Below are 11,820 nucleotides of genomic sequence, written 5' to 3' on the forward strand. Positions count from 1 at the left end.
GTTAGATGTATTCAGACTTACTGGAACTTACTTGGCAATTTCAGGTCATCTTGGTCGCAGGGTATCTGGGGTATATTGTTGGGTTTTCCGGCCAAACAAGACACCATAGAAGCATTGACACTGCCGCAATCACCTTGTGCTTTGGCGTAATTGCGCTGTTTGTGTTTGAACAATCATTGTTACACATCCCCGCCGGCTATTCGTCCAGAAATGCAATTGCGTCGTCCGCCTGCATTGTTGCGTCAGTAGCAGCCGCAAGTATCTGGCGTGCTAAACTTAGAAAGTGCTTTCAAGAAATATTGAAATGGATAAGTGCCGATCAAGATGACGGCCATGCAACGGCATGGCAAACCATCACTCAAGAGACAGGATTGGAATACTCCCAAGTCCTAGTCACACTAAAGGATGGCCGTTGTCTTGAGAGTTACCAAATGGAACCTTATAGCGACCTCCCAAACGGCGCCGTTACGCTTGGTCTTGATGGGTCAGTTGCACTATACGTAAATGCCATAACCGAAAATGATATACGCCGGGAAATATCTACCATATCAGATGAAGACGGCCATCGAATAACATTTATTCCAGCAGAGCAAATCGTAGAAGTCGACCTAAGGCGCGCTCGTAAGTAGTTTACTTCTTCCCAGGGTTCTTCCCGCCAGATGAAGTATTGTTTCCACCCGATCCAGTTGGCTGAGTTGAGCCTTGAGCGCTACCTAGCCCCGAAGGCTGGGCAGAACGCTCAACTGTTGTCCGCTTTGCATTTCCAGCTCCTCGCGGCGAAACGGATTCTCCAAAGGAAACCCGTTTTCCAGTAGACTTCTTATCAGTCATTCGCCTTATCCTTTTTGCTAATAGCGTCAGCTTAATAGCAAGTAACAAACGGGTAAACCCGTACTGAATCGACGATGCGCCGACTAGCGGAATCTAACTCTCACCAAATTACATTTTCAATCGTAAATTTCACCGCACGGGGTCCAGCAACGCCTTTTGGGCTGTGCAATCACGCACCACATCTCGTGCGCAGATACGTGGTTCCAACTCTTTCGACAGGCAAAGGCGCGCTTCTTGGATGCGGTCGCTTTTGCAGGTGATGGTCAACATATCCGGCTCCCAGCTGGGATTGGCCTGAAGGAAAGCCTCTTCGACGACTGAAGCGGGCAGGCGCACGGGTTGGGTCAGTTTTCGCAGCACCTCGGGGCGGTTCACCGCGCCAAAGGCCTGCCGGACCAGATCGTAATAGGTCGCCGCCTCCAGCCCCGCACAGGTGCCGTGTTTCTTCCACTGGTACCATGCGGCCCCACCCGTACCGAACAGATCCGCCTGCGCGGCGGTCATCGACCGGGACGGTGGGCGCATGGCCGTTTTGCAGTAACTCGGCCAGCCGCGTTCATACTGGGGCCAAAGCCCATGCACGACCCAGCCAAGAGCGCGCGCAGGGTCGCATTGCTCGGACCCGCGCTGGTCGCCGGTCGTCGCGCACCAGTTGGGGGACCAGCTAAGCGACAGGACGTAATAATCAAAATCACCTGCCCGCTCGCCATCGGCCACACAGGCCCATGCGGCACTCAGCCAGATCAAGCCGCCCAAGAATAGTTGACGCATTTGCCCTTCCCTCTTTCACTGTCTTTCCTTATATAGACCTCAAGTTCCCCGACAACGGAAACCCGTCTGGAAGGTCAGAAGACGCCAGACAGCCCAGCCAGGGCGCGGGAAAGTTGTATTCGGGCCGATATTGTAAGGAGTGTTCAGATGAGCAAACTGATCATGGCAAAAGCCACCGCCGTCTGGCTGGTGGACAACACAACGATGAGCTTCAAGCAGATCGCAGATTTTTGCGGCCTACACGAGCTGGAAGTGCAAGGTATCGCCGATGGCGACGTTGCAGTTGGCGTCAAGGGTTTCGACCCTGTGGCAAACAACCAGCTGGATGCGGGCGAAATTGAAAAAGCCGAAGCCAACCCGCTGCACAAGCTGAAGCAGAAATTCTATGCCGCTGCGGCGGGCGAAGACAAACGCCGCGGCCCACGCTATACGCCATTGTCCAAGCGTCAGGACCGTCCGAACTCGATCCTGTGGCTGGTGAAATTCCACCCGGAACTGGCAGACGCACAGATCGCCAAGCTGGTAGGCACCACCAAGCCGACCATTCAGTCGATCCGCGAACGCACCCACTGGAACATCCAGAACATGGAACCGATCGACCCGGTTGCTTTGGGTCTGTGTAAGCAAAGCGAGCTGGACCAAGCTGTTCAAAAAGCCGCTGCCAAGAAGGCCAAAGAAGGCGGTGTCATGTCTGATGACGAGCGTCGCAAACTGGTGTCGACCGAGCAGAGCTTGGCCATGGATACCGAGCCGAAGATCCCAAGCGCGATCGAAGGGCTCGAGACTTTCTCGTTGTCCGATGCACCGGAAGAGAAAGAAGAAGAGCTGCCCGATGCAGACAGCTTCTTCAATCTTCCGGATGCAAAAGACGAAGACGAATAAGAACCCAAACCCCGGCCCGGCGCCGGGGTTTTCTTTGGCGAACCCGCCTGGTTCAAATTTTCCCACCCCCGTTAAGCTCCTGTTCACCGTGTTGGGCGATGCTGCCGTGGACAGTGTTGGAAGACCGGAGAACCGGGGATGAAAATCGAAAATATCCTTGCGCAAGAACGGCGGGCCAGAATGGCCGCAGAACGGCTTTTGGCGCAAAAGCAGGCCGAGCTTTCGGACGCAAATCGCATACTGTCTCAGCATGCATTGTCTCTGTCGGACGAGATTACCGAAACCCGCGAGGTTGTCGAGGAAATCAAAGGGGAGAACACCCAAGTCCGTGCAGACCTTGAGAAGGCCAACAAAGAGGTTGTAATCGCCAAGCGGCGGCTGTGGGATTCGCTTGAAACCATCGAAGATGGGTTTGCCGTATTTGATCAGACCGATCGCATGATTGCTGCCAACAGCGCATATCTGCTGCCTTTTGACGGGCTGACTTGTGTGGCCCCCGGCATTCGCTATGTCGACATCCTGACCATCGCCACGGAAGAAGGCATCGTTGACATTGGTGACCTGCGCCCACTGGCGTGGCGTGATATGATGCTAGCTCGTTGGCATGCACCCAAAGCCGAACCGCTGAAGCTGCGACTGTGGGATGGCACCCATATTCAGCTGGTAGACCGCCGCTCGCGCGATGGGGATATGGTATGCTTGGGGCTGAACATCACCGAAACCATCACCTATCAAACCAAGCTGAAAGAAGCCCGCTTCCGTGCTGAGGCTGCGAACCGCGCTAAATCTGCCTTCCTCGCAAATATGAGCCACGAGATCCGCACCCCAATGAACGGGGTTGTCTCGATGGCCGAGCTGATGGCCGAAGGAGAGCTGAACGATGAACAGCGCCTTTATGTCGACACGATCCGCAAGTCGGGCGAGGCGCTGTTAACCATCATCAATGACGTGCTGGATTACTCGAAAATCGAGGCCGCAAAGCTTGCGCTGCATCCAGAACCCTTCGATCTTGAGAAAACCATTCTGGACGTGGTGACGCTGTTGCAGCCCACCGTGCAAGAAAAAGGGATCCAGCTGTCGATTGATTTCGATTTGTTCATGCCAACCCGTTTCATGGGCGATGCGGTTCGTCTGCGCCAGATTCTGACCAACCTGATCGGGAATGCGGTCAAGTTCACGTCAGAGGGGCATGTACTTGTGCGCGCCATTGGGCTGCCATCGGAAGATGACAAAAACTATCGTGTCCATATCTCGGTTGAAGACAGCGGCATTGGCATTCCAAAGGATATGCAGGCGCATATTTTTGGCGAATTCAATCAGGTCGAGGACGAGCGCAACCGCCGTTTTGAAGGGACCGGGCTGGGCTTGGCCATCGCCCGCCAGTTAATCGAGCTGATGGGCGGAGAGATCTGGCTGGAAAGCGAAGAGGGCAAAGGATCCTGCTTCGGCTTCAACATCTCGCTGCCAGCACTGGAGCATGTGGATGAGACGATGTTGCCAGACTCGCCCGGAAAGGCGGTTCTGGCGCTGGATGAGGGGTTGAATAGGTGCATTCTCGAGAAACGGCTGAAAGCGCTTGGGTTTACCGTCGATACCCCCACGAACCTTGCAGATCTTGAACAGGCCTGCGCTGGCGCGAAAGTGGCATTCGTGGACGAGGCGCTGTGCTTATCCCATGAACGCGATCACGGCCGGTTGCACGCGCTAAAATCAACCTGCCCAGACCTCAATCTAATTCTTTTGACATCTCCGCATAAACGCGATGCCGATTGCAATTGCGAAGCCGTTGCAAACCATGTCCTTCATACGCCAGTTCTGCGCGATGTTTTGTTCGACACGCTGACCCAAGTCTGCCTATCCCCAGCGGTTCCGACTGCCGCCCCGGAAGCACGACAGGACACACCATCCTCCACCGCGCCTCGCGTGCTAAATCAAACGCGCCTGATGCGCGTGTTGGCCGCCGAGGACAACAAGACAAATCAGTTGGTGTTTTCGAAGCTGGTGAAGTCTCTCAACATTGATCTGCGCTTTTCCAATAACGGGCTGGAGGCTGTCGAGGACTTTCTGGACTTTAAACCCGACCTTGTTTTCATGGACATATCCATGCCTGAGGTTGACGGAAAAGAGGCCACACGCCGCATCCGCCTGTTAGAACGGGACCAAAGGCTGACGCGCACGCGCATTGTTGCCCTAACCGCCCATGCGATGGCCGGTGACGCGGAAGAGATCATGAGCCACGGATTGGACAGATATTTGACCAAACCCCTACGCAAGCCCGCCATCTTCGATGAAATCTTAAGCCATTGCCCCGATCAGGCAACACCCCCCGACATCAACACCTGATTAAACCGCATCGCGCAGGAAAACTGGCTGGTCTGGCTTGCTCATCTCTGGCTGGTATTGGTAACCGCCCAGGTCAAATTCCAACAAGGCCTTTGGATCTCGCAACCGGTTTTGTACCACATAGCGCGCCATCGATCCGCGTGCTTTCTTTGCAAAGAAGCTGACAACTTTGGGGGTGCCATTCTTCATTTCAAGGAACTGCGGGGTGATCACGCGCAAGGCCAGATGATCTTTCTGTACAGCAGAGAAATATTCAACCGAGGCGCAATTCACCAAGATTTCACTTTGTGTCTGCTCACCCGCATCGTTCAGCGCGTCTGCGATGCGTGGCCCCCAAAATTCATACAAGTTCTTGCCGCGCGGGTTCTGCATCCGCGTGCCCATTTCCAACCGATGCGGCGCAATTTGATCGCGCGGCCGCAAAAGCCCGTATAGCCCCGACAGAAGGCACAAATGATCATCCGCATAGCGCAACGCATCATCGTCAAGGCTGGCGGCGTCCAGGCCCGCATAGGTATCCCCGGCAAACATCTCGATCGCGGGCTTTTCCCCATTGCCGCTGCCAAAAACAGCGAAGCGATCTGCGTTCAACGCACCCAGTTTGGGCGAGATATGCATAAGCTTTTCAAGCCCTTCAGCCCCAACGCCTCGCGCGGCTTCGGCCAGAATTCCGGCCTGATCCAAAAACCGAGGCCGCGTGCCAGCGCCGTTCAACGCCGGCTTTTCGTCCAGTTTTTTGGCGGGTGAAACCACAACCAGCATATCAATTCCCTTCGCTGAGTATTTCAAGAAACGCGGGACCAAACCGCTCGGCCTTGGCGTCGTTCATTCCGGGCATGCGGCCCAGATCCCCAATGCTCATCGGTTTGCGTTCAGCAATTTTTCGCAACGTGCCCGGCGCGATGGTCAAGTATTTCCCGGTGCCATCTTCACCGCGCAACAGTGCTGTGGCGGTATCCTGCAATCGATCAAACAGACTGCCAGCTTCACGCCCCGCCAGCTTGCGACGGGCGGGGTGCATATGTGCGACCTCGCCTGCAATGACCTGAAGGAAATCGGCGCCATAGCTTTCCAATTTCTTCGACCCAACGCCCCCGATCCGCGCCATGTCGTCCAACGTGGCAGGGCGGGTTTCGGCCATCTCGATCAGCGTTTTGTCGGTGAAGACCACATAGGCGGGCACGCGGGCGGATTCGGCCAACGCGCGGCGTTTGGCCTTTAGGGCGGACAGAAGCGGGGCGTCTTCCTCGGACACCATCATCTTTGCAGCGGGGCGGCGGGCGGCTTTCAATGTGTCACGCCGAAGCGTAACCTGAGCTTCACCACGCAGCACCGGATGCGCTTTTTGCGTAATCCGAAGTGCCCCGTGGCGCTCTGGGTCGGGCCGCACCAGATCCAGCCCGAGCATCTGCCGGAAGATCGCTTGCCACATGGGTTTCGCATGGTCCTGCCCCACCCCGAAGGTCGGCAGGCTATCATGGCCGCGTTCCTGCACCCGATCCGTTATGGTGCCGCGCAGAACATCGATCAGATGCCCCGAACCAAAGCGTTCGTCGGTGCGCAGAATGGCAGACAAAGCCTTCATCACGTCGACCGTACCATCGAACAGGTCCGGTGGTGTCGCGCACAAATCGCAATTCCCACATGGCTCGGCTTTTTCGCCGAAATAGGCAAGCAGCTGTTGGCGGCGGCAGCCATGCGCTTCGGCCAAACCCAGCAGAGCATTCAGCCGCCCGTGATCCGCCGAACGACGCTCTGGCGGCGCCAGACCCTCGTCGATCTGGGTCCGGCGGAAACGGATGTCATCGGCCCCGAACAGGGTCAATGTTTCGGCCGGCGCACCATCGCGCCCGGCCCGTCCGATTTCCTGATAATAGGCTTCAATGGATTTGGGCAGATCGGAATGGGCGACCCAGCGGATGTCGGGCTTGTCCACGCCCATGCCAAAGGCCACGGTTGCGACGACGATCAGCCCGTCTTCTTGTTGAAAGCGGCGCTCGACCTCGCGGCGATCGTCGGGCTCCATGCCTCCGTGGTAATGCACTGCTGCGTGGCCGGCATCACGCAAGGCGCTTGCCAACGTTTCGGTCCGGGCGCGGGTGCCTGAATAGACGATCCCCGACTGCCCTTTACGGGCGGCCGCGAAGGACAGGATTTGTTGCCGAGGTGAATTCTTCGCCGCAAAAGCCAGATGGATGTTGGGGCGATCAAAGCCGTGCAGGAACACCTGAGGTGCGACACCATCAAACAGCTTTTCGACAATCTCGGCGCGGGTTTCTTCGTCGGCCGTTGCGGTGAATGCGGCAAGGGGCACGCCCAACGTGCGGCGCAGCTCTCCGATCCGCAGATAATCCGGGCGGAAATCATGGCCCCATTGGCTGACGCAATGCGCCTCGTCCACGGCGATCAGGCTGGTCCCGATCCGTCGCAGAAGGCTTAACGTCCCGCCCGAGGCCAACCGCTCGGGCGCCATGTACAGAAGCTTCAGTTCGCCGCGCTCAAGTGCTTCGAATACTGCATCTGTTTCTTCTTGCGTGTTGCCCGAGGTCAACGCCCCCGCTGTCACGCCCGCTGCCTGAAGCCCACGCACCTGATCACGCATCAACGCAATCAGGGGGGAAATGACCACAGTAACGCCGTCGCGCACCAATGCAGGAAGTTGAAAGCAAAGGGATTTTCCGCCACCGGTCGGCATGATGGCCAAGGTATTCTGACCATCGCACACGGCTTGAACGATCTCGGCCTGACCGGGCCGATAGTCATCGAAGCCGAAAACGGATTTCAGAAGGTCAAGGTCGCGGGGCATGTATGTGCTGCTCGGTGTTTGAGATACACAATCCCATGCCCACGCGCAGGCAGCAAGGGATTAGTAGGCGATCGCGTTCCTTGCGTCGCTCAGTACAATCTGGAGAGCCATGAGTGCGAGCAAGGCGACAAGCGGTGCCAGATCCAGATTGCCCAAATTGGGCAAGAACGCGCGGATGCGCGAATACACGGGCTCCAGCAGTTTGTTCAGGCCAAACCAGATTTGCGCGACGATCGGCTGACGCAGGTTCAGAACCTGAAAGTTGATCAGCCAGGACATAACGACATGCACGATTACAATGAACCAAGCCACTTCTGTAAGCATCAGAAGAATTTTGAGAATGCTAACCATGTCGGCTCCTTGAATTTGGTTCCCTGTCATCTAGGTCGCCTGCGCCCTAAGGGCAAGGGTGACGCGCGGTTGCGATTGACCTTAGCGGATCAGCGCGGCAAGTCGGGCACAGAGAAGGAGCCGCCATGTACCCGTTCATTCGCATGATCAAAGAAATGGTGAAGTTCGCCAAAGCCGAGCCTCTGCCTGTCGATGGCATCCATGTCAGCCACCACCGGTGCTGGCCATGGGATATTGATCTGTGGCGCGAGCTGAATAACGGGCGCACCCTGACCATGTACGATCTGGGCCGCATTCCGCTGGCCAGCCGCACGGGGCTTAGCCGCGCTTTGCTGAAGAACCGCTGGGGCCTGACCATGGCCGGGGCCAGCGTACGTTATCGCAAACGCATTCGCACCTTTGCCCGTTTCGAGATGCGCAGCCGTTTGGTAGGCTGGGACGATCGGTTTTTCTATGTCGAGCAAACCATGTGGCTGGGCAAGGATTGCGCGAACCAGATCGTCTATCGGTCTGCTGTGACGGATCGCAACGGTATTGTCCCAACGGACAAGGTGCGAATTGCCATCGGTCACACAGGCACACCGCCCGCCTTGCCTGACTGGGTACAGGCCTGGATTGCCGCTGACGCTACGCGACCTTGGCCGCCAGAGATGTAAGTTCTCTTGCCCGCGCGGGCTTTTCCCTGTTTGATCGCAAAAAACAGGGAGCAGTTATGGCTAACATCTCGGCACGCAAGCGCATTTGGGGCTGGTTCTTTTTCGATTGGGCCAGTCAGCCTTACAACACATTGGTGCTGACGTTCGTCTTTGCCCCATATTTCAAAACCGTGGTCGGCGACGGCGCGCAGGCGCAGGCCAGCTGGGGATTCGCTGTCGGCACCTGCGGACTGATCATCGCACTTTTAGCGCCCATCCTGGGGGCCTTTGCAGACAATTCAGGCAATCGGCTTCGATGGATCTGGCTGTTTTCCATCATGTATGTGATCGGAAGCTTCGGACTTTGGTATTCGTCCCCTGAAAACTTCAACATGACACTTCTGTTGATTTTCTTTGGTATTGGCCTGATCGGGATGGAGTTCGCCACGATTTTCACCAATGCAATGCTACCCGACCTTGGATCACGAGAGGAGATCGGCCGCATTTCCGGCAATGGCTGGGCATTTGGGTATATCGGCGGTCTGCTGACCCTGATCATCATGCTGGCTCTGTTCGTTGAACAGCCTGATGGCAAGACACTGATCGGCATGACGCCCCCCTTCGGGCTGGACCCCACATTGAAAGAGGGCACACGTTTTGTCGGCCCGCTGACTGCGGTTTGGTTTGCCGTGTTCATGATCCCATTCTTTCTGTGGGTGCGTGACCCCAAACCTGTCAGCGGCGATCCGTTGCTGGTGCGTCATGCGCTGGCCAGCTTATGGAAAACGATCCGCTCGCTTCCCCGGTCGCCCAGCTTGTTTGCCTATCTCAGCAGCTCGATGTTCTATCGCGATGCGTTGAACGGGATGTACACATTTGGCGGCATCTATGCGGCGGGGGTTCTGGAATGGTCCGTTGTTGATGTCGGGATCTTTGGCATTCTGGCCATCATTACCGGCGCGATTTTTGCATGGATCGGTGGACGGGCGGACCGGCGCTTTGGCCCGAAGCCTGTGATCACCACTTGCATTCTGGTTCTGACCTTCGTGGCGATTTGCATCGTCTTCATTTCGCGCGACAGCGTGTTTGGCATGCCGGTCGCCGCTGACAGCAACCTGCCCGATATTAGTTTTTATATTCTTGGCGCTTTGATCGGAGCAGCGGGCGGCGCGTTGCAGTCCGCCAGCCGCACCATGATGGTACGCCAAGCAAACCCCGACCGCATGACCGAAGCTTTCGGCCTGTACGCCCTTGCGGGAAAGGCCACCAGTTTCCTTGCGCCGTTCCTGATTGGCATCGTCACAGCGACGACTGGCAGCCAGCAACTCGGCGTCTCCCCGCTTATAGGGCTCTTTCTATTGGGACTTGTCCTATTGATTTGGGTTAAACCCAATGGCAACCACGCATAGGTTTTCACAATGAAACTGTTTCATAAGATCCTTTTGATCGCGGGTCTGGCTTTGACTGGAATTCCGGCGGCAGCCCAGCAACCCGCGAAAGAGCTGTTTGGCGCGGCGCGTAAAGGCACGGCAACCCGGTCGGCTTCATTTGGGTCCTACGCCAAAGGATGTCTGGCCGGGGCCAAGCAACTCGCCCAAACCGGACCGACTTGGCAAGCCATGCGCCTGTCGCGCAACCGTAATTGGGGCCACCCCGAACTTATTGATTTCGTCGAGAAACTGTCGCGCACCGCCGCCAAGCAACCCGGTTGGAAGGGGCTTTATGTGGGCGACCTTAGCCAGCCGCGTGGCGGACCGATGCTGACCGGGCACCGGTCGCACCAGATTGGGCTGGATGCTGACATCTGGATGCTGCCACCCAAGCGCCTGAACCTAAGCACCTCCGAACGCGAGGCCCTTTCGTCGATCTCGACCCGCCGCTCTAAGGGCGCGTATGTGAACAAGAATTGGACCCGCGCCCATCACAACATCCTGAAGGCGGCTGCGAAAGACAAACGGGTCGCCCGGATCTTCGTCTTCCCGGGCGCAAAGGTGCAGATGTGCAAAGACGCCAAAGGCGACCGCCGCTGGCTGCGCAAAATCCGCCCTTGGTGGGGGCATCATTATCACTTCCACGTGCGGCTATCCTGCCCGAAGGGCGTGAAAGGCTGCGTGAACCAAGCCCCGCCGCCTGCAGGTGACGGCTGCAAAGACGCCGAAAAGTGGGTACAGGACATTCTACATCCCAAACCCGCCCCCAAACCAACCAAGCCAGCAACACCTCGCAAACCGCGCGGCCCCCTAACCCTGAAGGATCTTCCAAGCCAATGCGGACCCGTTTTGTCATCACGATAACCGCACTTGCAGCGCTTCTGGCGCTGGATCTAGGTGCCCAGCCGGTGTCGAACGCCCAGCTTGTGTCAGCGTATAGCTGGCACGGAAAGGGCGAACATTTTGGCGGGTTCTCGGGATTGGAGGTCAGCGAGGACGGCAAGAATTTCATCGCCATCACCGACCGCGGCTATGTCACACAAGGCAGTTTCAGCCGTGAGAAGCAGGTGATCTCGGGCGTGGATTTCGCTACAATGGGACCGCTGAAAAGTGCCCAAGGCACCCCGTACTCGCGCTTTTGGTCCGACAGCGAAGGGTTGGCGTCGAATATGGATGGCCCGTTATTCGTCAGTTTCGAGGCAAAGCACCGTGTTACACGTTACGGCGGACCCAAACGAAACGGGAAGGCGCTGAAAAAGCACCCTGACTTCAAAAAATTGCAAAACAACTCGTCGCTTGAAGCATTGGCCATTGACGGAAACGGCACGCTTTACACAATTCCAGAACGCACCGGCATCGAGGGTTCCCCCTTTCCGGTCTATCGCTTGCGTGCAGGCCGCCCACAATGGGACAAGCCGTTCTCGATCCCGCGCTTTGCCCCATACTTGCCCGTTGGCGCAGACATTGGACCGGACGGAAAGTTCTATCTGCTAGAGCGTCATCTTAGCGGAATTTTGGGTTTTACAAGCCGCGTTCGCCGGTTTGACATCACGCCAACTGGCTTTACCAACGAGGTCGAGCTTTTGCGCACCCCGGTCGGCCTGCATGACAATCTGGAAGGGCTTGCTGTCTGGCGCGACAACGATGACAATATCCGCCTGACCATGGTGTCTGACGACAACTTCAAGTTCTTCCAAGTGACGGAATTCGTTGAATATGTGGTCCTTACGCCCTCGCCGGACACCGATGCACCATCAAATTGACGCCGCAT

At 56.8% G+C, this 11,820-nt stretch carries 11 protein-coding genes; 7 read left to right on the forward strand and 4 right to left on the reverse strand.

All coding sequences use genetic code 11. The annotated features are described in order from the left end of the window. Positions 1 to 5: 5 nt before the first annotated feature. Positions 6 to 629: a hypothetical protein gene (locus FIL88_RS13720; protein WP_142854449.1), complete on the forward strand. Its 624-nt coding sequence runs from the start codon at positions 6 to 8 to the stop codon at positions 627 to 629. A 331-nt stretch (positions 630 to 960) separates the two neighbouring features. On the opposite strand, the gene FIL88_RS13725 is transcribed toward FIL88_RS13720, so the two are convergent. Continuing rightward, positions 961 to 1,602 (reverse strand): ribonuclease T2 family protein, encoded by a 642-nt coding sequence (locus FIL88_RS13725; RefSeq protein WP_142854450.1) that lies wholly within the window; start codon positions 1,600 to 1,602, stop codon positions 961 to 963. A gap of 147 nt (positions 1,603 to 1,749) precedes the next feature. Here FIL88_RS13725 and FIL88_RS13730 point away from each other — a divergent pair, with 147 nt between their 5' ends. Together FIL88_RS13730 and FIL88_RS13735 are read left to right on the forward strand one after the other, a co-directional pair. Next, positions 1,750 to 2,484 (forward strand): DUF1013 domain-containing protein, encoded by a 735-nt coding sequence (locus FIL88_RS13730; RefSeq protein WP_142854451.1) that lies wholly within the window; start codon positions 1,750 to 1,752, stop codon positions 2,482 to 2,484. Positions 2,485 to 2,622: 138 nt separating this feature from the next. Next, positions 2,623 to 4,827, forward strand: coding sequence for an ATP-binding protein (locus FIL88_RS13735; protein ID WP_142854452.1), 2,205 nt, complete (start codon positions 2,623 to 2,625; stop codon positions 4,825 to 4,827). Here FIL88_RS13735 and yaaA read toward each other — a convergent pair whose 3' ends face one another. From yaaA to FIL88_RS13750, 3 genes are read right to left on the reverse strand one after another with little or no spacing between them, the layout of a single operon-like run. After that, on the reverse strand, positions 4,828 to 5,589 hold the full coding sequence (gene yaaA / locus FIL88_RS13740) for a peroxide stress protein YaaA (protein ID WP_142854453.1): 762 nt from the start codon (positions 5,587 to 5,589) through the stop codon (positions 4,828 to 4,830). Between the two features lies 1 nt (position 5,590). Continuing rightward, positions 5,591 to 7,633, reverse strand: coding sequence for a DNA helicase RecQ (gene recQ / locus FIL88_RS13745; protein ID WP_142854454.1), 2,043 nt, complete (start codon positions 7,631 to 7,633; stop codon positions 5,591 to 5,593). A gap of 60 nt (positions 7,634 to 7,693) precedes the next feature. Beyond that, the gene (locus FIL88_RS13750) at positions 7,694 to 7,984 is read right to left on the reverse strand and encodes a YggT family protein (RefSeq protein ID WP_142854455.1); all 291 of its coding nucleotides are present in this window, start codon (positions 7,982 to 7,984) and stop codon (positions 7,694 to 7,696) included. 125 nt (positions 7,985 to 8,109) lie between these two features. On the opposite strand from FIL88_RS13750, the gene FIL88_RS13755 reads away from it, so the two are divergent. From FIL88_RS13755 to FIL88_RS13770, 4 genes are read left to right on the forward strand one after another with little or no spacing between them, the layout of a single operon-like run. After that, the gene (locus FIL88_RS13755; protein WP_142854456.1) at positions 8,110 to 8,640 is read left to right on the forward strand and encodes a thioesterase family protein; all 531 of its coding nucleotides are present in this window, start codon (positions 8,110 to 8,112) and stop codon (positions 8,638 to 8,640) included. A 56-nt stretch (positions 8,641 to 8,696) separates the two neighbouring features. Continuing rightward, the gene (locus tag FIL88_RS13760; protein ID WP_142854457.1) at positions 8,697 to 10,028 is read left to right on the forward strand and encodes an MFS transporter; all 1,332 of its coding nucleotides are present in this window, start codon (positions 8,697 to 8,699) and stop codon (positions 10,026 to 10,028) included. 9 nt (positions 10,029 to 10,037) lie between these two features. Then, positions 10,038 to 10,913, forward strand: a complete 876-nt coding sequence (gene mepA, locus FIL88_RS13765) for a penicillin-insensitive murein endopeptidase (protein WP_142854458.1) — start codon at positions 10,038 to 10,040, stop codon at positions 10,911 to 10,913. Next, positions 10,886 to 11,812 carry an esterase-like activity of phytase family protein gene (locus FIL88_RS13770; RefSeq protein WP_142854459.1) on the forward strand — a complete coding sequence of 309 codons (927 nt, stop codon included), beginning with the start codon at positions 10,886 to 10,888 and terminating at the stop codon, positions 11,810 to 11,812. Before mepA ends, FIL88_RS13770 begins: the two co-directional genes overlap by 28 nt. The last annotated feature ends 8 nt before the right edge of the window (positions 11,813 to 11,820 follow it).

Source organism: Aliiroseovarius halocynthiae, from assembly GCF_007004645.1.
In the GTDB taxonomy this organism is placed as follows: domain Bacteria; phylum Pseudomonadota; class Alphaproteobacteria; order Rhodobacterales; family Rhodobacteraceae; genus Aliiroseovarius; species Aliiroseovarius halocynthiae.